At 36.8% G+C, this 21,944-nt stretch carries 21 protein-coding genes, 1 riboswitch and 1 other annotated feature; of the genes, 15 read left to right on the plus strand and 6 right to left on the minus strand.

Annotated features, from left to right (window positions below):
• Positions 1–88: 88 nt before the first annotated feature.
• Complete coding sequence (gene yidD, locus ACFQU5_RS12580; RefSeq protein WP_390288240.1) at positions 89–322, minus strand: membrane protein insertion efficiency factor YidD; 234 nt, start codon at positions 320–322, stop codon at positions 89–91.
• A gap of 290 nt (positions 323–612) precedes the next feature.
• On the opposite strand from yidD, the gene ACFQU5_RS12585 reads away from it, so the two are divergent.
• From ACFQU5_RS12585 to ACFQU5_RS12600, 4 genes are all read left to right on the plus strand, one after another.
• Complete coding sequence (locus ACFQU5_RS12585; protein WP_390288242.1) at positions 613–1,065, plus strand: Dps family protein; 453 nt, start codon at positions 613–615, stop codon at positions 1,063–1,065.
• A 147-nt stretch (positions 1,066–1,212) separates the two neighbouring features.
• Positions 1,213–1,530 carry a transposase gene (locus ACFQU5_RS12590; protein WP_390288244.1) on the plus strand — a complete coding sequence of 106 codons (318 nt, stop codon included), beginning with the start codon at positions 1,213–1,215 and terminating at the stop codon, positions 1,528–1,530.
• A gap of 52 nt (positions 1,531–1,582) precedes the next feature.
• On the plus strand, positions 1,583–2,050 hold the full coding sequence (locus ACFQU5_RS12595) for an NUDIX domain-containing protein (protein WP_390288246.1): 468 nt from the start codon (positions 1,583–1,585) through the stop codon (positions 2,048–2,050).
• Positions 2,034–2,813 (plus strand): alpha/beta hydrolase family protein, encoded by a 780-nt coding sequence (locus tag ACFQU5_RS12600; RefSeq protein WP_390288248.1) that lies wholly within the window; start codon positions 2,034–2,036, stop codon positions 2,811–2,813. Before ACFQU5_RS12595 ends, ACFQU5_RS12600 begins: the two co-directional genes overlap by 17 nt.
• Positions 2,814–2,874: 61 nt before the next feature.
• On the opposite strand, the gene pckA is transcribed toward ACFQU5_RS12600, so the two are convergent.
• Positions 2,875–4,461: a phosphoenolpyruvate carboxykinase (ATP) gene (gene pckA / locus ACFQU5_RS12605; protein ID WP_390288250.1), complete on the minus strand. Its 1,587-nt coding sequence runs from the start codon at positions 4,459–4,461 to the stop codon at positions 2,875–2,877.
• Positions 4,462–4,660: 199 nt separating this feature from the next.
• Positions 4,661–4,774: riboswitch (SAM riboswitch) on the plus strand.
• A 452-nt stretch (positions 4,775–5,226) separates the two neighbouring features.
• Here pckA and metK point away from each other — a divergent pair.
• Both metK and ACFQU5_RS12615 read left to right on the plus strand, forming a co-directional pair.
• Positions 5,227–6,423 (plus strand): methionine adenosyltransferase, encoded by a 1,197-nt coding sequence (gene metK, locus ACFQU5_RS12610; RefSeq protein ID WP_390288252.1) that lies wholly within the window; start codon positions 5,227–5,229, stop codon positions 6,421–6,423.
• A 472-nt stretch (positions 6,424–6,895) separates the two neighbouring features.
• On the plus strand, positions 6,896–7,996 hold the full coding sequence (locus tag ACFQU5_RS12615; RefSeq protein WP_390288254.1) for an acyltransferase: 1,101 nt from the start codon (positions 6,896–6,898) through the stop codon (positions 7,994–7,996).
• 90 nt (positions 7,997–8,086) lie between these two features.
• Here ACFQU5_RS12615 and ACFQU5_RS12620 read toward each other — a convergent pair whose 3' ends face one another.
• Positions 8,087–8,638 (minus strand): hypothetical protein, encoded by a 552-nt coding sequence (locus tag ACFQU5_RS12620; RefSeq protein WP_390288256.1) that lies wholly within the window; start codon positions 8,636–8,638, stop codon positions 8,087–8,089.
• 131 nt (positions 8,639–8,769) lie between these two features.
• Positions 8,770–9,282: a gamma carbonic anhydrase gene (locus ACFQU5_RS12625; RefSeq protein WP_390288258.1), complete on the minus strand. Its 513-nt coding sequence runs from the start codon at positions 9,280–9,282 to the stop codon at positions 8,770–8,772.
• A 113-nt stretch (positions 9,283–9,395) separates the two neighbouring features.
• Here ACFQU5_RS12625 and ACFQU5_RS12630 point away from each other — a divergent pair, with 113 nt between their 5' ends.
• Both ACFQU5_RS12630 and ACFQU5_RS12635 read left to right on the plus strand, forming a co-directional pair.
• Positions 9,396–10,196, plus strand: coding sequence for an alpha/beta hydrolase (locus tag ACFQU5_RS12630; RefSeq protein WP_390288260.1), 801 nt, complete (start codon positions 9,396–9,398; stop codon positions 10,194–10,196).
• A 233-nt stretch (positions 10,197–10,429) separates the two neighbouring features.
• Positions 10,430–11,884: an alanine/glycine:cation symporter family protein gene (locus ACFQU5_RS12635; protein ID WP_390288318.1), complete on the plus strand. Its 1,455-nt coding sequence runs from the start codon at positions 10,430–10,432 to the stop codon at positions 11,882–11,884.
• Positions 11,885–11,930: 46 nt separating this feature from the next.
• Here the strand turns inward: ACFQU5_RS12635 and mnmM are convergent, their stop codons facing one another.
• Positions 11,931–12,503: a tRNA 5-(aminomethyl)-2-thiouridylate-methyltransferase MnmM gene (mnmM, locus tag ACFQU5_RS12640; RefSeq protein WP_390288262.1), complete on the minus strand. Its 573-nt coding sequence runs from the start codon at positions 12,501–12,503 to the stop codon at positions 11,931–11,933.
• 40 nt (positions 12,504–12,543) lie between these two features.
• Positions 12,544–13,506 (minus strand): tRNA modification radical SAM protein MnmL/YtqA, encoded by a 963-nt coding sequence (mnmL, locus tag ACFQU5_RS12645; RefSeq protein WP_390288264.1) that lies wholly within the window; start codon positions 13,504–13,506, stop codon positions 12,544–12,546.
• A 388-nt stretch (positions 13,507–13,894) separates the two neighbouring features.
• On the opposite strand from mnmL, the gene ACFQU5_RS12650 reads away from it, so the two are divergent.
• The 7 genes from ACFQU5_RS12650 to ACFQU5_RS12680 all read left to right on the plus strand — a co-directional run bounded on the left by ACFQU5_RS12650 (position 13,895) and on the right by ACFQU5_RS12680 (position 21,941).
• On the plus strand, positions 13,895–15,094 hold the full coding sequence (locus tag ACFQU5_RS12650; protein WP_390288266.1) for an MDR family MFS transporter: 1,200 nt from the start codon (positions 13,895–13,897) through the stop codon (positions 15,092–15,094).
• Between the two features lie 79 nt (positions 15,095–15,173).
• Positions 15,174–15,388, plus strand: a binding site (T-box leader).
• Between the two features lie 204 nt (positions 15,389–15,592).
• Positions 15,593–18,007 (plus strand): leucine--tRNA ligase, encoded by a 2,415-nt coding sequence (gene leuS / locus ACFQU5_RS12655; RefSeq protein WP_390288268.1) that lies wholly within the window; start codon positions 15,593–15,595, stop codon positions 18,005–18,007.
• A 505-nt stretch (positions 18,008–18,512) separates the two neighbouring features.
• A complete protein-coding gene (locus ACFQU5_RS12660; protein ID WP_390288270.1) occupies positions 18,513–19,709 on the plus strand; it encodes a class I SAM-dependent rRNA methyltransferase in 1,197 nt (398 codons plus the stop codon).
• A 13-nt stretch (positions 19,710–19,722) separates the two neighbouring features.
• Entirely contained in the window at positions 19,723–19,905 is a 183-nt protein-coding gene (locus ACFQU5_RS12665) for a hypothetical protein (protein ID WP_390288272.1), read from the plus strand.
• 351 nt (positions 19,906–20,256) lie between these two features.
• A complete protein-coding gene (gene cobA / locus ACFQU5_RS12670; protein ID WP_390288274.1) occupies positions 20,257–21,027 on the plus strand; it encodes a uroporphyrinogen-III C-methyltransferase in 771 nt (256 codons plus the stop codon).
• A gap of 16 nt (positions 21,028–21,043) precedes the next feature.
• Entirely contained in the window at positions 21,044–21,802 is a 759-nt protein-coding gene (locus ACFQU5_RS12675) for a sirohydrochlorin chelatase (protein WP_390288276.1), read from the plus strand.
• Positions 21,795–21,941, plus strand: a complete 147-nt coding sequence (locus ACFQU5_RS12680; protein WP_390288278.1) for a YezD family protein — start codon at positions 21,795–21,797, stop codon at positions 21,939–21,941. The genes ACFQU5_RS12675 and ACFQU5_RS12680 overlap by 8 nt, the downstream gene beginning before the upstream one ends.
• Positions 21,942–21,944: the final 3 nt, after the last annotated feature.

Consider the following 21,944-nt stretch of genomic DNA (forward strand, 5'->3'; position numbering starts at 1 on the left):
TGAAGAAACGAAAAAAGACAATAATAAATTGAAATATTTTTTTCAATTGTTTTTCATCATTCTTTACTCAAAATAAAAGACCTTCGAATTATTTTCTCTTCGAAGGCCATTTTTCAGGTACAGGGTCAAATCCACCTGGATGAAATGGTTGGCATTTTAATATTCTTTTTGCAGTTAAAATAATACCTTTGATTGCTCCATGTTTTTGAAATGCCTCTAAACCATATTGGGAGCATGTAGGATAAAATCGACACGATGGTGGCGTTACCGGGGAAATTACTTTACGATAAAATGTTATTAGCCAAATAAAGGGATATTTCATTAATTTATGTTCTCCTAACTTTTTGAAAGATTTGCCTTTGGAATTAAACAATCGTTTGTATGGCAACCAAGTTGATTATAGCAAAAGTTATACTCATAAGATTAAGTTCTAGTATTAATTATAAAACAAGAAATCGAAACTACGTTATCAATTTCGAACAATTGTGAGGCAGTTTATATAATGGCAGGTTTTAAACGATCTTAGAACGGTTATAGTAACTATGTCCTTATTAATAGTAACAAGGTAGTTCAGAACTTTTTTAAGTTCAAAATTAAAACGAGGTGGATAATATGGCAAGCAAACCATTAGTAGATCACTTAAACGACTTAGTTGCAACATCATCAGTTCTTTATACAAAACTTCATAATTATCACTGGTATGTTAATGGACCATCATTCTTTACGCTCCATGTTAAATTCGAGGAACTTTATAATGAAGTAACCCTAAACTTAGATGAAATTGCAGAACGTATTTTATCTAAAGGCGGCAAACCGGTTGCTACTTTAACAGAACATTTAGAGATGTCCCATATCAGGGAAGCGACTGGAGCAGAAACAACCGAAGAAATGGTAGAGACAACAATTAGTGATTTTAAAACCATTATGGGCTTTTTGAAAGAAGCGATGCAGCAGGCTGCCGAAGAAGGCGACGACCGTACAGAAGATATGCTCAATGCAATGGCTCAAAGCTTAGAGAAACATGTTTGGATGCTTTCGGCGTTCTTAGGTAATCCGGAACGATAAATAACTCATAATATTTAACTTGACCCAAAAGTTCCATGTGAATTCTTTTGGGTCTTTTTATTAATTTATTTAGTAATGAAGAAAAACCAACATAATTTACATGATGCATAGTTCAGATTTTTTCGCTACATACTGTTTGAAAAGGAGTTGATCAAGATCGATACAACAACGATTTATGTTTCTGTAGCGAATCAGTCTTATAGTTATTTGCCGCTAGGATTGCCATGTGAATTTAAGCTTCAATTGGAAGATCAGAAAGCACGTTTATTTGAAAAATTATTTTTACAGTTAAATTCTTTAGAATTTGATAATATAGTTCGAGCACATTTACCTTATATTCCTTACCATTTGGATGAGTCAAATGATGAAATTGATAATCGCATGAAGAAGATTTATGCCCTAATTCATGAATTTGGCGATGAGCATACAAAGAAATTTGTAGAACAATTACCTTATTTCCATTGATTCCAAAACATCCCTTAGCTAGACTTATTAGTAAGAAGGAAGTGGCTTAGGGATGTTTACCTTTATTGATGAAAATGGTCTAAAGTGTGAGTTAAGTTTTAATAAGGCGCCTGCAGAAAAAGAAATAAAACATGTACTAGTGTTTGTTTTGTATGAAGGAAAATGGCTATGTACAATAAATAAAAAGCGCGGCGTAGAATTTCCAGGAGGCAAGGTAGAACCTGGAGAAACTTTGGAAGAAGCGGCAATCCGTGAAGTTTATGAGGAAACAGCTGTTCACATTACTGATTTGAATTGGTTTGCCTATTATGTTGTCCATGATACACCGGTTTTTAGTAAAGCAGTTTTTACAGGGAGAGTCGAGAAAATTGATGAGTTCACCCAGGAACATGAGACATTAGGCATAACTTGGTTAACTACTGAAGAATTGGTGAATCATCCTTCTTTAAGTTTCTACATGAAGGACGAAGGTATGAAAAAGATGTTACAGGTGGTGAAGAATCATGAAAGACAATGGTAGTATTGAATTGATCCGAGCGTATCCTTCACCCAATCCAAATGTGTCCCTTCAAGAGATTATTTATTGGTCGGAGGGACTACGAGTAAAGGGGTTATTAGCTAAACCAAAAAAAGAAGGGCAGTATGAAGCCTTGCTTTACCTGAGGGGTGGTCTACAGTCAATTGGAATGGTTCGCCCATCAAGAATAGCTCAATTTGCTGCCCAGGGCTTAGTGGTCTTTGCCCCGTATTATCGAGGCAATCGAGGCGGCGAAGGTCGCGACGAGATGGCTGGAGCGGATCGATTTGACGCAGTCAATAGCATAAACATGCTAAAGAGTTTTGCTAATGTCAAAGAAGTTCATTTATTTGGTTTTTCTCGTGGCGGATTAATGGCGTTATGGACTGCAATCTTAAGAGATGACATCAAATCTGTTGTCACGTGGGCAGGTGTAACAGACGTAACGTCCATGTACATGGAACGAGTGGATATGCGGAGAACGCTGAAACGTATTATCGGAGGTTCTCCAAATAAAGAGCAGGAGAAGTATGATGAACGAAACCCGATCTTGAAAGCGCAGATGATCAATGCGCCAGTGCTTATTATTCATGGGACCGAAGACGAGAATGTGAGTATTGAACAAAGCTATGATTTAGAGCAGGCATTAATAAAAGAGAAAAAGCAGGTAGAAACATGGTTTTCTTCAGGCTTAACTCATTACTATCCGCCGCACATCAACCGACAAACTGTGAGGGCTTTGTGTGAATGGATGAAGATGAAATGAAAAAAGCGGACGTCCTTTAGAGACAGTCCGCTTTTTTTATTAATATGTTTTTAGCCCGAGATTAAGCTAATGGGCCACCTTTTTTCAGTATTTCTTCAGAAACATTAGAGAACTTTGTGAAGTTTTCTTTGAATAAGTTAGCTAAGAAGTTTGCCTTTTGATCATAAGCTTCTTTGTCAGCCCAAGCAGCACGAGGGTCTAATACCTCACTTGGCACTCCTTCAACTGCAGTTGGGATGTGTAAGCCAAAGATTGCATCTTGTTTAGTTTCTACATCGTTTAGCTTACCATCAATTGCAGCACGAACCATTGTACGTGTATAAGAAAGCTTCATACGTGTACCGACTCCGTATTCTCCACCAGTCCAACCAGTGTTTACCAAGAATACTTGTGAGCCGTGTTCATCAATTTTTTCACCTAACATTTCAGCGTAACGAGTAGCTGGAAGAGGTAAGAAAGGTGAACCGAAGCATGTAGAGAATACTGGCTCAGGAGATGTAACGCCACGTTCTGTACCTGCTAATTTTGAAGTAAAACCACTCAGGAAGTGGTACATCGCTTGTTCTTTTGTTAACTTACTGATTGGAGGCAGCACACCAAAAGCATCAGCAGTTAAAAATACAATTGTTTTTGGATGTCCTGCAACAGATGGCATGACGATATTATCGATAAAGTGAATTGGATATGCAGCACGCGTATTTTCAGTTAGAGAACCATCATCGTAGTTAGGAATGCGAGATTCCGGGTCAACAACAACGTTTTCTAATACAGTCCCAAAACGAATTGCATTATATATTTCTGGTTCTTTTTCGGCAGAAAGGTTAATTGTTTTTGCGTAGCATCCACCTTCAATGTTGAATACACCGTTATCTGACCAACCATGCTCGTCATCACCAATTAATTTACGGTTGCTATCTGCCGATAAAGTAGTTTTACCAGTGCCAGATAGACCGAAGAATAAAGCAACATCTCCTTCTTCACCTACGTTAGCCGAGCAATGCATAGAGAAAATGTCGTTTTCTGGTAAAAGGTAGTTCATTATACCGAAGATCGATTTTTTCATTTCTCCAGCATATTCAGTACCACCGATTAGAATAATTTTCTTTTCTAGTGAAACGATGATAAATGTTTCAGAAGCTGTGCCATCAACTGCTGGATCAGCTTTAAAGTTCGGAGCTGATACAATAGTAAATTCTGCATTATGAGCAGCTAGTTCTTCGTTAGTTGGACGGATGAATAATTGATGACAGAATAGATTGTGCCATGCGTATTCGTTAATAACTTGAATTTGCAGCTGAGATTCTTTGTCTGCACCAGCATATCCTTTGAATACATATAGCTCTTCTTTTTCTTTTAAATAGTTGACCACTTTTATATATAGATTATCAAACACTTCAGCAGAAATCGGACGGTTAACATTACCCCAGTCGATTTTGTCTTTTGTGCTTTCTTCTTCTACGATATATTTATCTTTAGGAGAACGACCAGTATATTTGCCTGTTTCAGCACGTAATGCACCTTCAGCAGTTAATGTAGCTTCTCCACGTTCTGTAGCTTTTTCCACTAATTGTGGTACGGATAATTGAACTTTAATATTTTCGCCGTTTAATAATTCCTTCAGCTCATTTGCAATTTCTACTGAATTCATCGATTAAATACCATCCTTTTTATAGAATTCCCTAAGTGCCGGGAGGTTTGATTATTTTCAAAAATAGTATAACACATTGAATTAATTAGTCTATACTAGTCCGGAAAATTATTTTTAAATCTTTAAACTTTTAATAGAATTAGTCAAAAACGATTGACAAGTGACCCTACATTACGTAAGATGTACTATTGAACGGATACTCTTATCCCGAGTTGGTGGAGGGTCAAGGCCCTATGAAACCCGGCAACCTGCGTTATTTATTTAACGCGATGGTGCCAACCTGATGCAAGGGAATACCCTTGAACGATAAGAGTGAAAGGTAATGTTATGAATCCACAATTCCTTTTACTCATGTCTTAACTAGAGTAAAAGGAATTTTTTTTTTCTAATTGGAACACAATGATGAGGATAGCATTTTTTTCTATTTTTATCTGTGCCTTTCTAAATCCATGTATTTGTATAGACCGTATATACACATTTTAGATTGTAGTTTTATTATGTCCAGTATGCAGATTTTAAAGAAATAAGATTATTGATTACTGTGACAAATGTTAAGCTGAAATTTTGTTCGCTTACTGTTTTATACGAGAGTAATAATAAAACATTAATTCACATTTACCTAACTTATATTCTAAAGTAGGAAAGAATGAACAAGTTAAATGGTAACGGCTGAAATACCGATCGAGTAGAGCGGGTTAAACATGGATAATGAGTACCGTATCAACAACGAGAATTTATCTCGCTATAAACTTAGGAGGAAACGAAATGACAAACCGTAGACTGTTTACATCAGAAAGTGTAACAGAAGGACACCCAGATAAAATTTGTGACCAAATCTCAGATGCAATTTTGGATGCGATTTTAAAAGAAGACCCAAATGCTCGTGTAGCTTGTGAAACAACCGTGACAACTGGTTTAGTGCTGGTTGCAGGTGAAATCACAACTTCAACATATGTAGATATTAAAGGAATTGTTCGGGATACTGTAGCAGAGATTGGCTATACTCGCGGAAAATATGGTTTTGACGCAGAAAACCTAGCTGTGTTAGTAGCAATTGGCGAGCAATCACCAGATATTGCACAAGGAGTTGACCAAGCTTTAGAAGCTCGTGAAGGATTCATGACTGACGAGGATATTGAAGCGATTGGAGCAGGGGACCAAGGATTAATGTTCGGGTTTGCATGTAATGAGACACCAGAACTTATGCCACTTCCAATCAGTCTTGCACACAGACTAGCTCGACGCCTAACAGAAGTGCGAAAATCTCAAGAACTTTCTTACTTGCGTCCTGATGGTAAAACTCAAGTAACTATCGAGTATGATGAAAATAACAAGCCGGTACGTGTAGATACGATTGTTATTTCTACTCAACACGATGAAGAAGTTACGTTAGAACAAATCCATGAAGATATCAAAGAAAAAGTCATTAATGTAGTGGTGCCTGCTGACTTAATTGATGCGAACACAAAATACTTTATTAACCCAACTGGCCGTTTTGTAATCGGTGGTCCAAAAGGCGATGCAGGTCTGACAGGTCGTAAAATTATTGTAGATACTTATGGTGGGTATGCTCGCCATGGTGGTGGTGCATTCTCTGGTAAGGATGCGACAAAAGTTGACCGCTCAGCAGCATATGCTGCAAGATACGTTGCAAAAAATATTGTAGCTGCGGGTCTGGCCGAACGTGCTGAAGTACAATTAGCTTATGCAATCGGTGTTGCCCGACCTGTATCAATTGCCATTGATACATTTGGAACTGGAATCGTGAAAGAAGAACAATTAGTAGAATGGGTAAGTGAATTATTCGATTTACGTCCTGCTGGCATTATTAAAATGCTTGACCTTCGTAGACCAATCTACAAACAAACAGCTGCTTATGGACACTTTGGTCGTACTGACTTAGACGTGCCATGGGAAAATACAGATATCGCTGGGCAACTAAAAGAAAAAGCTGGAATTTAACTTTTCCACTTATTAAAACTGAAACCGAGTAGATAAAGTCGATATTCGACTTTTTCTACTCGGTTTTTTTGTTAATTCTAAAAAAAGTAGGTACCTAGACTGTTTGAAAACAATAGTGAGTAAGGAACCCGGCTAAAGCGTTGACCCGAATTAAACAATACATCCACGAGGAGACGAGCGAGACAAGCAACTTCAAGGATTGAACGTTCGTCAACAGTCTCAAACATGTGCAGAAAAACGAATGTTTTTCTGCACATGTTTTTTATTTTATTTTTAGGGAATTGAAAGATAGCTCTAAAAATTCCCTATAATGCGCAAACTGGATTTTAAGGTTTGTTTAAGGTTCGTCACTAATAATAAAGTTCATAGGCAAAACCTTTTGGATGAAATTTAAGCAGTTAAGCAGTACATAGACAGCTAGTTGTTTAATTGGTTGTGAAGATTAGTAGATAAATATTGAGAGGTTTTAATTATGAGTAAAAGAGAAAGGTTAAATGAAATAGGGATTGTACGAGGAATAGCAATCATAGGCGTACTATTTGTTCACTCAACTTCATTTATAACCGTAGAATTACCGCCAGAGAGTAGAAGTTATGTTTTTTATAATTTTTTAAATACATTCTTTAAATATGGAACGCCCACATTCATATTTTTAAGTAGCTTTGTGTTGTTTTATAATTATGCAAATCGCGAAATAACGAAGAAGATGTTATTAAATTTCTATAAAAAGAGATTTCTATATGTAGTAGTGCCATATCTTATTTTTTCTGTATTCTATTTTGCATTAACAGTACACCTTTATTACGATTATTCTTTAACGGAAGCATTGACCATTTTTACACAAAAAGTATTAACAGGGAAAGCTTATACACATTTATACTTTGTCTTCATAAGTATTCAGTTATATCTTATATTTCCTTTGGTTCTTTATATGGTACAAAAGTATAAATGGATTTCAAAATATTCGTTGTTAATTGGTCTAGTGATTCAATGGACGTTTGTCTTACTAAATCATTATTTCTTCCATATTACATTTAAAGGGAGTATTTCTCTTTCTTATATGTCCTATTATTTTTTGGGGATTTATCTAGGCGTGTATTTTGAACAGTTCAGAACATTCTTGCGTACAAACAAAAGGTATATATTGAGCGTACTCTGGCTAATATCTGGTTTTTTTTATGTCTACGCGATGTACCTTACAAGAAAAGGTTTGGCCTCATATGATTCAATGGTTTATGAATTATTATGGAATGCCTTTACTTATTTTGCTGCAATATTTTACTTTGGTTTTGCGTTTACAATTTATGAAAAACTAAATGGTGGATTAAAGAAAGCACTTCTTTACCTCGGTGACATATCTTTTGGAGTATATTTAATTCATCCATTCTTCCTGTTATATTTTCGAATGATTCCGATTACTCCACAAGATTCATGGTATCACTTATTTAACTTAGGTTTATTCTTATCGGGGTTAATTTTCTCGATCATAACAGTTGAACTGATTACACGCTACTTCAAATATTCTTGGATACTATTAGGAACGGTCAGAATGAAACCACGAAACAAAAACTAAAAATAAAAACACTTTCGTTACTAGATGCAGTTCATTTTGTAGTCTAGTTCGAAGGTGTTTTTATTTATTCGCTTTACGCATTCCAATTAATTAATACTCTTCAATTGGCACTTTGAATAATTGAAGCTTGTTATATAGTTTGCTTTTAACTGAAGAATCCATTGCACCGGTAGGTTCAAATTGAAAAGAATAGCCATCACTAAAATGAAAAATATATTTCTCGTCTTCCCCTGTCTCGCTATCAGGGTAGAGATGCCTTACGTTTGTTAACTCAGCCCATTGATAGACTACTTTGCTTCCTAACAAAGGGTTGTACTCAATATAGTTTTCATCTAAATACACATAATAATTTAATCCCGTTAGATAAATAGTAAAAAATCCAAAAAGAGATAAAATGATAACATAAAGCTTTGTAATAAACTTTTTAACGAAATATAAGAATACTAATGAAATGAAAGTAATGAAAAACGCTAATAAATACATGATTAAATTTTTGCCAAATGATATAAAGGCAATTTTATTGGGGTCTTCAAAAACAACTACCGATAGAACGACAGGAGTTAATAATACGATAATCGGTGCAATTACAATGACAAGAATTGCAAATACCCAGTAGATGCTTCTCTTTTCAAACTGGTCCATCTCATTCTCCTTTATATATGTAGTATATGTAAACGAGTATAAGACATTAAAAAAGTAATTAAGAAAAAGACGGGTATAAGCGGGAAGCGTTATACCCAACGCCAAATTTGAGTTGCTACTATAATATGATTTTATGATTGGAGGGATTTGTATATTTGTCCTTTTTCTACATATTCCCGAATTATACGATCCATATCTTCGCGGTCTTCTGCTGTGACTTCCCGTACAACTTTTGCGGGTCTTCCCATCGCCAAGCTATTGGGAGGAATTTTTTTGCCAGGAGGCACTAAACTACCGGCACCTATAAATGCTCCTTCTCCAATTTCTGCTCCGTCTAAAATGATTGAACCCATGCCAATCAAAGCTCGTTTTCGAATGACACAGCCATGTAAAGTGACTTGGTGTCCAACAGTTACTTCGTCTTCAATAATGACAGGATTATCAGGACTTTGGTGTATACAGCTTAAATCTTGAATACTGCATCGTTTCCCAATAGTCGTTGGAGCTACATCACCGCGAATAACAGTGCTGAACCAGATAGTAGATTCTTCGTCGATTATGACATCTCCTGTAACTACAGCATTATCTGCAATATATACAGATGGGTCTATTTTAGGATTTTTATCTTTAAAAGGGTAAATCATCGAAAATCTCCTCAATTCTTTAGTATGATATAGTATAGCGTATCAAATTAGGGCGTAAATGGAAAATTATAGTGGTAGTTATACCCGTTTTCTAATGGGTAGGAGGGGCAAGTATGTGGAAATGGGAAGCAGAAGGACAAGCAAAGGCGGTTGTCGTTATATTGCACAGCGCATTCGAGAATCATCAATGGTATGCATGGTTAATCGAAAAGCTTCGTACAGAAGGCTTTACTATTGTCATGGGTGATTTACCTGGGCATGGCAAGAACGCTAAATATGCCAAAATCCATGATGAAGATATAAAAGAGTATTCGGATTTTATTAAAAAACTAATGCAAAATGCACTACTTTATCAGTTGCCTGTTTTTATAATGGGGCATGGGTTTGGAGCAACATTAGCGATAAATTATTTGAAAAAGAATACAGTGGAATGTGCAGGATTAATCCTGACATCTCCATGGCTGAGCTTAAGAAAAACAACGAATTTGATTACGAATGCAATGACGAGTTTAGGGTCACTCGCTTCAAATAAAAAAATGTCGTTAAATCTTGATAAGAAGTGGTTAACTAGAAACAATGATGGATATCAGGAGTTATCAGACAATGTTCCTTATCATTCCAATGTAACAGTTGGATGGTACAAGGAAGTTCAGACACTCATGAAAAATATACTGGCAGAACAAGAAAATAATTTAACGTTGCCAGTATTGCTGCTATCGGCAAAACAAGATAAAATAACGGATCCTGCATCCGGGCGCAAATGGTTATTCAATCAAAAATCTAAAGAAATCCAATATAAAGAGTGGCCATACAGTTATCATAATCTTTTCCACGATAATGAAAGAGAAGAAATTTTTATTTACAGTAGAGATTTTATGAATAACGTGATGAGGTCACTTGGCTATATAATTTAATAATATGCGTTAAATGTCTCAAAAGTTTGGTGTACAAATTTTTGGGACATTTTTTTTTTTTTTTGTAGCGTTCAAAAGATGGAATAATTGAAAATCAACATTTATATAATTTACAAGATTCAAAATTTTGAAACATTTTAATAGCATTATATAAAAATAGGTTGAATAGAATTTTTAATTTATGTAATATAAATAATATTCTAACAAATAAAAAATTGAGAGGTGTATTCATGATTGATCAAATTGTCACATGGTTAAATGATATTTTATGGGGTCCAGTTATGATTTATGGTATTTTAGTAGTCGGACTCTTGTTTTCCATCTTAACAAAGTTTGTCCAAGTAAGAAAAATTAAGGATATGTTCACGCTAATGTTTACGGGAGAAAAATCGGAAGCAGGGGTAACATCGTTCCAAGCTCTAACTATGGCATTATCGGGACGTGTTGGTACTGGTAACATAGTCGGTACAGCTACTGCAATTGCTTTTGGTGGACCTGGTGCAGTTTTTTGGATGTGGGTAACAGCTTTCATTGGTGCTTCTACAGCTTACATAGAGTCAACATTGGCACAAATTTATAAAGACAAGAAAAACGGTGTTTATCGTGGAGGGCCTGCATTTTATATTGAAAAGGGAACTGGTCAACGCTGGTTTGGTGTAATCTTCGCTCTAGCTGCAATACTAGCGGTTGCAGTATTAATGCCCGGTGTACAATCAAATGCGATTACAAGTGCTGTAGATAATGCATTTAATATTGATCCTACGGTTACGGGAGTTATCGTTGTTGTCATTTTAGCATTTATTATAATGGGTGGGGTTAAACGAATCGCAAACGCTGCACAAATTATTGTGCCATTTATGGCTGTTCTTTATATTTTATTAGCTTTAGTTGTAATCATAATGAATATTGGGCAAGTTCCAGAAGTTTTTGCTTTAATCTTCAGAAGTGCATTTAACGCAGATGCAACATTCGGGGGGATGATTGGTGCAGCAATTGCGTGGGGAGTTAAGCGTGCAGTTTATTCAAATGAAGCGGGTCAAGGGACTGGACCTCACTCAGCAGCTGCAGCAGAAGTATCACACCCGGCTAAACAAGGTTTAGTACAGGCAGCATCCATTTATATTGATACATTATTAGTTTGTTCTGCAACTGCATTGATGATTCTATTTATGGGTACTTATAATGTCAACGTTGGCAGCGCGGATGGAGAATTAGTAGCCGAGCATGTGGCGGGAGCAACTTATACAGAATTTACTCAATTAGCAGTAAATGCAGCATTTCCAACTTTCAATAATTTTGGTTCTGCTTTTGTTGCTGTTGCCTTATTCTTCTTTGCATTTACAACAATTATGGCATATTACTATATTGCAGAAACCAATGTTGCGTATCTTGTTTCAGGAAAGACTGAAAGAAACGCTACATGGATCTTAAAAATAGTAATAATTGTTTCTACTTTTTACGGTGCGGTTCGAACATCAGATTTAGCCTGGAAGTTCGGTGACTTAGGTCTGGGCTTGATGGTTTGGATAAATGTAATCGCCATTCTCATTTTGATGAAGCCAGCCATTTTAGCTTTAAAAGATTATGAGCAGCAGAAAAAAGAAGGAAAAGATCCCGTTTTCGATCCTATTAAGTTGGGTATTAAGAACGCAACGTTCTGGGAAGAATATAATAAAGATAAAAAATAATAAAAAGCGTGAAGTAAACGAGTAATCGTTTTGCTTCACGCTTTTATTATCTTGGAAAATGTTTAACTTTTTCAAGTGCAACGATAAAAGGTGGGTCGTTTTTTTGATTAATAAATTCGTAGCGCAATACATGAACATGTTTTTGAGGGAGAGAACTTACGAAATGTAATACTTCATCACGTTCCTTTTTTCCCCCTTCATGCCCATGATAGATTACTAGAACAATGATGCCTCCAACTTTTAAAAGCTGCAATAATTGTTCGATGGCAACAATCGTTGTATTTCCTTTTGTGACGATTGTATGGTCGGCACCAGGCAAATACCCTAAATTGAAAATGGCACCCGCAATTTCCTGTTGCACATGCTTTGCAACGTTTTCGTGACCTTCCAAAAGGACAGTGGCATTTGTCACACTGTGTTCAGCCAGCCGCTCCAATGTTGCTTCTACCGCTTGTTGTTGAATATCAAATGCATAAACATGTCCAGCAACTCCCACGAGTTGTGCCAGAAATAATGTATCATGTCCATTACCGGCAGTACCATCGACTGCAATCTCTCCTTTTTCAATTGATTGCATAAGGAGGGATTGAGCATATTGTATAACTCTTTGAAGCTTCATGATTCCTCACATCCTCTTAAAAACACACAATAAGTGTTCTCTATAAAGTTCCGTTTGTAGAGGGAACTGATAACTTTCCTTGCCAGCTGCCTCGGCGTTCGAGTTCTGCATCAATTCCATTTAGCACTTCCCATTTGTTTACACTCCACATTGGGCCAATCATTAAATCAATCGGACCATCTCCAGTGATGCGATGCACAATCATTTCTGGTGGAATGATTTCCAATTGGTCAGCTACTAATTGAATGTATTGATCTTTTTCGAGGAATTCTAACATTCCTTTTTCGTATTGCTTTACTAAAGGAGTTCCTTTTAATAAATGAAGCAGGTGAATTTTAATTCCTTGAACATCAAGCTTCGCAACTTCTCGTGCAGTCTCCATCATCATATCGTAATCTTCCAATGGCAATCCGTTGATGATGTGTGTACAGATGCGAATATTATGCTTGCGCAGTTTTTCCACACCCTCCACGTAAGTTGCGTAATCGTGGGCACGGTTAATTAGGTTCGCTGTTTTTTCATGGACTGTTTGTAGGCCCAGCTCAACCCATAAATAAGTTCTTTCATTTAGTTCTGCCAAATATTCCACGACATCATCCGGTAAGCAATCCGGACGAGTTGCGATACTTAACCCCATAACTCCTTCGCAAGCGAGGGCTGCTTCAAACTTTTCTTTTAGCACATGAAGTGGTGCATGTGTGTTTGTGTATGCTTGGAAATAGGCCATTGTCATACCGTCTTTCCATTTATGCTGCATTTTTTCTTTGATTTTTTCGAATTGAACCGGGATTGGGTCGACGCGGTCTCCGGCGAAGTCGCCGCTTCCTGCTGCACTACAAAATGTACAACCGCCAAAAGCGACCGTACCATCACGATTTGGGCAATCAAAGCCTGCATCCAGTGCCACTTTATATACCTTTTTACCAAATTCATCTCTTAAATAGCGATTCCATGTATAGTAACGTTTCCCATCAGACGGGAAAGGAAATTGTTGTTCTGACATCTGCTTTCACTCCTCTAACAAATCATTCTACCATGAAAAAAGTCTCGTGGCACTTGAACAAATCTCTCCTTAGCTGTAATTCTTATGCAGATGGGATAAAGCTCTAGTTATAATGGGGGATTTGTTTAAATTTTCTTTCTTTTAATGGTTTTATCATTCTTAAAATCTTTTTCTTGTACTTTTTTAAAAAGGGGACTACTATTATTTTTTGGCACATAAGAAAGTGCTCAAACTCTTATCTGCATAAGTGCAAATAAGGTTTTACGCTAGCTTTAGATTATTTTGAAAAGCATGTTTTCTAATTGCAAAACTAATAATAATACAACAAGAAGAACATCAACTTATGCAGTAAGGGTGTTTCTACTAGTTTTAATGGAGGAGAATGGGAATGCCCAAAAAAGTCTGGTTACTTGTTATCGGAGCATTTATAAATATTACAGGAAGCTCGCTTATTTGGCCTTTAAATACTATTTACATGCATGACCATTTAGGACAATCTTTATCAGTGGCAGGATTTGTTTTAATGATGAATGCTGGTGCAACTGTTCTAGGGAATTTAGTGGGGGGCTACTTGTTTGATAAATTCGGTGGCTATAAATCCATTATGCTCGGTATTTCGATAACAGTTATTTCGTTGATAGGAATTACCATTTGGCATGGTTGGCCACATTATGTTTACTTTTTAATCGTTATGGGATTCGGGAGTGGGATTGTTATTCCGGCAATGTTTGCTTTGGTAGGTTCTGTGTGGCCTGAAGGAGGCAGAAAAGGATTCAATGCGATTTATTTAGCGCAAAATCTCGGGGTTGCCGTTGGACCAGCTTTAGCAGGTCCTATTGCAGAAGTGAGTTTTGATTATTTATTCATCTCGAATTTAGGATTATATATACTCTTTTTACTTATAGCGGTTATTACTTATCGTCATATGGATCCGAAAATTGAAAAAGGAAATGACGAGGAAGTTATCGAAAATAATCCATCAAAAGCTAACTTTTATTCGTTGCTCATTCTGTGCAGTGCTTTCTTATTGGCATGGGTTGGCTACTCACAATGGGCTTCAACGTTATCTACACATATTCAACAACTAGGAATCGGTCTAAAAGAATACAGTTTACTTTGGACAATAAACGGTTTATTAATCATCACGCTTCAACCACTGATTAGTCCACTTGTTCAAAAGTACGAAAAGCAAATTAAAGCTCAGTTAGTAGTGGGAATGTTAATAATGATGTTTTCCTTTACGATTATTTTATTTGCAGAAAGCTTTAAAATGTTTGCTGTAGCAATGATGATCTTAACTTTAGGCGAAATCTTTGTATGGCCTGCAGTACCGACAATTGCCAATATGTTGGCACCAAAAGGAAAAGGCGGGACTTACCAAGGGGTAGTAAATAGTATTGGTTCAATTGGAAGAATGATTGGACCATTTATCGGTGGAATCATAGTAGATCAGTACAATATGAATGCCTTGATAGTCGTTTTATGCGGGTTATTCATCGTCGCAATTATCCCATGTATTCTTTACGATAGCCCAATAAAAAGGAAAATTGGCAAATATAATAATCACAATCCAGTAAATGAAAAATAATTAGTGAAATTTTATCTTGTCAATTTAGGAAAGACTTGTTTATTTTTCCTGGATACATTAAACTGAATAAAATATGAAAAGTACGACAATGAGAAGGAATAGTAAATTTTGAAGCTTTAAAGAGAGCTAGCGGGTGGTGCGAGCTGGCAAGTGGAGAAATTGAACTCGCCTTGGAGTCTGTTTTAGTGAAGATAGTAACTAAAACCGTTTTTCCACGTTATGGAATTTAAGCTGAGTGTAGTGTCACTAATTTGGGTGGTACCGCGGGAGTTGCAAATATCTCTCGTCCCTTTCTAAGGAAAGGGACGGGTTTTTTTATTTTTTAAATATTTTGTCAACTTCATCCGAAGTAACTATCTTCTTCTAATACAAAGGTGCTGTTGCACTATGATTAGTTTTACCATTATTAGGATAATCTACTTTTATTACAGCTTTTGACGAAAAGCTTCCTTCGTGTCGACACAGCGTGCCTATTCAAAATTAAGGAGGAGATAGCACATGAGTTTTAATCATCAACAAATCGAAAAAAAATGGCAACAATATTGGCTAGAAAATAAATCATTTAAAACTTTAGATGATTCATCAAAGCCAAAGTTCTACGCATTGGATATGTTTCCGTATCCATCAGGGGCAGGGTTACACGTTGGTCACCCAGAAGGTTACACAGCGACGGATATTTTATCGCGTTTTAAACGGATGCAAGGGTATGATGTACTACATCCAATCGGTTGGGATGCATTTGGTCTTCCAGCTGAGCAATATGCACTGGATACGGGAAATGATCCTGCTGAATTTACAGCCAAGAATATCGCAACATTCAAGCGTCAAATACAAGAATTGGGATTCTCCTACGATTGGGATCGTGAAATCAATACAACAGATCCGGGCTATTATAAGTGGACACAATGGATTTTTACAAAGCTTGTTGAAATGGACTTAGCTTATGTAGACGAAATCCCTGTTAACTGGTGTCCAGCATTAGGTACAGTACTTGCCAATGAAGAAGTAATCGATGGGAAATCAGAGCGTGGGGGACATCCTGTTGAGCGTCGACCAATGCGTCAGTGGGTTTTACGTATTACGAAATATGCTGACCGCCTATTAGATGATCTGGAAGAAGTAGACTGGCCTGAGTCCATTAAAGACATGCAACGCAACTGGATCGGTCGTTCTGAAGGGGCACAAGTGAAATTTACGGTTGCAGGCACAAAAGACCAATTTGAAGTCTTCACAACACGTCCAGATACATTATTTGGTGCAACTTATGCCGTATTAGCACCAGAGCATAAATTAGTTGATGAAATTACAACTGCAGAACAGCGTGAAGCGGTGGAAGCATATCTAGAAAAAGTAAAAATGAAATCGGACCTTGAACGTACAGATTTAGCAAAAGAAAAAACGGGCGTATTTACAGGAGCTTTTGCGATAAATCCAATTAACGGAAAAGAAATTCCAATCTGGATTGCAGACTATGTATTAGCAACATATGGTACAGGTGCTATTATGGCAGTTCCTGCACATGATGAGCGTGACTATGAGTTCGCAAAAGAATTCGGTTTAGAAATTATCCCTGTTCTTGAAGGTGGAGATATTGAAAAAGAAGCCTTCACTGGTGATGGTGCTCATATTAACTCTGATTTCTTAAATGGTTTGAATAAAGCAGACGGAATTTCCAATGCGATTAAATGGCTTGAAACAAATGGTGTTGGTGAAAAGAAAGTTACGTATCGTCTACGTGACTGGTTATTCTCTCGTCAGCGTTATTGGGGTGAACCAATTCCTGTCATTCATTGGGAAGATGGTACAATGACGACAATTCCAGTAAATGAATTGCCATTAGAATTACCAAAAACAACAAACATCCGTCCTTCTGGTACTGGTGAATCACCATTAGCCAATATTGATGAATGGGTAAATGTGGTTGATCCTGTAACGGGCAAAAAAGGTCGCCGTGAAACAAACACAATGCCACAATGGGCAGGTTCAAGCTGGTACTTCTTAAGATATATCGATCCACAGAATAATGAAGCGATTGCCGACGAAGAATTGTTAAAACGTTGGTTGCCAGTGGACATATATATCGGTGGAGCAGAGCATGCTGTACTGCACTTACTGTACGCTCGTTTCTGGCATAAAGTACTTTATGATTTAGGTGTAGTTCCGACTAAAGAACCATTCCAAAAGTTATTCAACCAAGGAATGATTCTGGGTGAAGGTAATGAAAAAATGTCTAAATCTAAAGGAAATGTTGTAAATCCTGATGATATCGTAGGTACACATGGTGCAGATACACTTCGTTTATATGAAATGTTCATGGGACCATTAGATGCTTCTGTTGCATGGTCAACTAATGGGCTAGACGGTGCACGTCGCTTCTTAGACCGTATTTGGCGCCTATATACAACTGAAGAGGGTACTCTATCTGAAAAAGTACAAACGAGCTCAGATACTACACTTGAAAAATCGTATCACCAAACCGTGAAGAAGGTAACAGATGATTACGAGCATCTTCGTTTCAATACAGCCATTTCGCAAATGATGGTATTTATCAATGATTGCTATAAAGCAGATACGTTCCCGACTCAGTTTGCAGAAGGCTTTGTTAAACTATTAGCCCCAATCGCACCTCATGTTGCCGAAGAGCTTTGGGCAATCCTTGGTCACACAGGTACACTTACTTATGAAGAGTGGCCGACATTCGATGAGTCAAAACTTGTAGACGATGAAGTAGACGTAGTTGTTCAAGTAAATGGTAAATTACGTGCGAAAGTAAAAGTAGCAAAAGACGTAACAAGAGAACAACTTGAAGAAATTGCAAAAGCTGATGAAAAAGTATTGGAATTTACTGAAGGTAAGCAGATTGTCAAAGTTATTGCTGTTCCAGGTAAACTAGTTAATATCGTAGTAAAATAACACTCGAGCAGAATGCGAACTACTAGATAGATTGCATTCTGTTTTTCTTTATGGGAATAATGGGAATTAGGCGAAAAGTAGGAGATTGTTGCCCCAAAGGGATAAAGCTAGCCATTACTGGGAAGCGAGCAGCGGACTCATTACCCTTAAATCATAAAGATTGCAATTACGGAGTAGCGAAGAGAAGGCTCATTGCCCTAAAGGAAAAAATTAGCCGTGACCGGGAAGCGAGCAGCGGACTCATTACCCTTAAATCATAAAGATTGCAATTACGGAGTAGCGAAGAGAAGGCTCATTGCCCATAAAGGACAAAACTAGCGATTACCGGGAAGCGAGCAGAGATCTCATCGCCCATAAATAGAAAAGTAAATAGCATAATTACATATTGTGGGATGACTTATTGGTTAATGTTAGGACAGTGTAAAAATTGGATAGATCGCTTTTTTGCATAAACAGTGTCATAATGAACAGACTTAGAGAAAATTTATATAGTTAGGATGACTTGATGAATCACGTAGTTGAATTAATACTTAAACCGAATTTTGTAACAGAAATTGCGAATGGATTTCCTCTTATTTTAAAAGAGGCAGCTGAACCAATCGATGAAACATTGGAAGAAGGAACACTGTTAAAAATTGTCCGTCCAAATCGAAAATATATCGCAACGGGTTATTACGGAAACCAAAATAAAGGCATAGGCTGGATTTTGACAAATAACCCATCAGAGGAAATAAACGAAGCTTTTTTCGAAGAAAAGTTTAAACAAGCCTTTAAAAAGCGAGAACCATTTTATAAAAAGGATGATACGACGGCCTTTCGCGTATTTAATGGTGAAGGTGACGGTATCGGGGGACTAACAATTGACTATTTTGATGGTTTCTATTTAGTTAGTTTCTACAGCAAGGGAATCTATTCATTCCGTGAGGCTATTTTCACTGCCCTAAAAGAAACAGCTAACTTTCGAGGCATATACGAGAAAAAACGTTTTGATACAAATGGTCAATACGTTGAGCAAGATGATTATGTAGAAGGAGAAGTTGGCCAATTTCCTCTTATTATAAAAGAGAATGGCATGAACTTTGCAGTCAATTTGAACGATGGTGCCATGACTGGTATTTTTCTTGATCAAAGAAATGTACGCCTTGCCCTTCGTGAACGCTTTTCAGAAGGGAAAACAGTATTAAATACATTTTCATATACTGGAGCTTTCTCCGTTGCGGCAGTACTAGGTGGAGCTTATGAAACGACAAGTGTAGACCTTGCAAAAAGAAGTTTGCCTATGACGATTGAGCAATTCAGTGTAAATGGAATTGATTATGAACAACAGCAGATTAAAGTCATGAATGTATTTGATTACTTTTCGTATGCAGCAAGACATCAATTGAAATTTGATGTTGTCGTCCTTGACCCACCAAGCTTTGCCCGTACGAAAAAAATGACATTTAGTACATCAAAAGATTATCCAAAGCTTATAGGGGAAGCGATTGACATTACAGCTTCCAAGGGGGTAATCATCGCATCGACCAATAATGCAAGCTTTAATATGAAGAAGTTTAAATCCTTTATCGATAAGGCTTTTAAAGAGAAGAATCAGCGATACAAAATTGTTGAACAACATCAGCTTCCTGAGGATTTTGTTACGTTAGAGGAGTATCCAGAGTTTAATTATTTAAAAGTATGCATTATTCAATTACTTAAATAAGGAATGAGTTATCATGAAATATACAAAATCTACAATGCTTAAATTAGTAAATGAAGAACGTGAGCTTCATGACGAATTGAAGCGAATCAAAAGTGAAATGGGGCTGGAGAAAAACCTGGCTCTAAAAGCGTTATATCACTCAGCGGTAGCTGACGGTGGACGCTATCAAGAGCGTTACCAAGAATTAGATCGATAATTGTATTGCTTGGAGGTTTAGCCTCCAAGCAATTTTTTTTGGAAGTAAAGAAATCTTGCATTGAGCTAGCTTCTTCGGAATTTTTAGAAATTGGAGATTGACATATAAAACCATTAAAACTATTATGTATATAAGTTTACTGTGAATTAATGAGCTGACTAGAAAACTAGAGGCCCCGATGAACCTATGATGTAAAATACCTATGCGGTGTTATATCAAAAGGATTATAGGGGTCTTTTAAAAATAAATTTAAATGACAGAACAATCATAATTTTTTAAAACTAAGTTGACCAATAGGTATTGTTGTGTTTATATTAAGGTATTATTTTATGCTAGGTAAGGGGGGATACAATGGGAAAAGTATATATAGTTGGAGCTGGACCGGGAAATGTTGATTTAATAACAGTTAAAGGATTAAAGTGTATTCAACAAGCGGATGTAATTCTTTACGACCGTCTAGTAAATAAGGAATTATTAGAATTTGCAAAACCTAATGCAGAGCTTATATTTGTTGGTAAATTACCAAATCTGCATGGCGTAATACAGGATCGAATCCATAGATTGCTAGTCCAGCACGCAAATCAAGGTAAGGTAATTACCCGCCTAAAGGGTGGCGATCCATTTGTGTTTGGTCGTGGTGCGGAAGAAGCGGAAGTATTGGTTGAAGCAGGTATCCCTTTTGAAATTGTTCCAGGTGTTACTGCCGGGGTAGCTGCTCCAGCTTATGCAGGAATTCCAGTAACTCATCGTGACTTAGGTTCTAGCTTTGCTCTTGTCACTGGTCATATGCGAGAGGGAAAAGATGACGCGATTAACTGGCAAGGTTTAGCCCAATCAGTCGATACACTTGCCATATACATGGGGGTAGGGAATCTGCCATATATTACGGAACAACTAATAAAATATAAACGTAATCCAAAAACTCCCGTTGCACTTATCCATTGGGGAACAACGGAACACCAGAGAACGGTTACGGGTACATTAGAAACAATTGTAGACATAGCAATAAAAGAATCAATACAAAATCCAAGCATGATTGTGGTTGGTGAAGTGGTCAAAATGCGCGAGAAAATTGAGTGGTTTGAAAGAACAAAAGACAGCTTACAAGAAATTTCAGTATAGGAAAGAAGGGGATAGAATGCAAGCAGTGTTATATGTTGCACATGGTAGTCGTGTAAAAGCTGGTGTAGAAGGAGCGAGACAATTTATTGAAACAGTAAAACCTCAAATTGATGTAGAGATTCAGGAAATTTGCTACCTTGAATTAGCGGACCCCTCAATTGTAAAAGGAGTTTCTACATGTGTCGAAAAAGGTGCTACGGAAATTGCCATCATTCCAATTCTATTATTAACAGCCAATCATGCCAAACATGATATCCCCCTTGAAATTAATAAAGCAAAACAACTTTATCCAAACGTTTCATTTTCGTTCGGTAAACCTTTTGGCATTCAAGAAAGATTGATTAATAGTTTACAAGAGCGAGTAAGACAAAAGAGCACGAAGCAAAATGAAGAGATAGATGTTTTACTTATTGGACGTGGAAGCAGCGATGAAAACGTTCAACATGACTTTCAACAAATTGCAGATAACCTAAAACGATCATATAACTATGCAAAGGTTGATATTTGTTTCTTATACGGGAAAGGCCCTTCATTTGAAAATGCATTAGAGCAATTACAAAAAAATCGAAAAAATCCAGTATATGTTGTTCCATATATCTTGTTTACTGGCCTTTTAAAAATTGGCATTCAGAAGAAAATGGCGAGCTTTGGATTTTCAAGCGATGAGGTAGTACTTTGTGAAAGCTTAGGGTGTGACGAGAACGTTCGTCAGGTATTAATAGAACAAGTAAAAGAAACGTTATATTCGTATAGGGAGAGTGTTCAAAATGGATAAAAAGCAAGAAAACTTTCAACAGGCAGTTGAAAATCTAAAAAAAATGATGAGTACGATGAAATATGGGTCAATTACTTTAATTGTCCAGGATAACATTATTGTACAAATCGAAAAAAATGAAAAGATTCGATTAAAATAATTC

Origin of the sequence: Ureibacillus sp. GCM10028918, assembly GCF_042666115.1 — a bacterium.
Taxonomy (GTDB): Bacteria; Bacillota; Bacilli; order Bacillales_A; family Planococcaceae; genus Ureibacillus.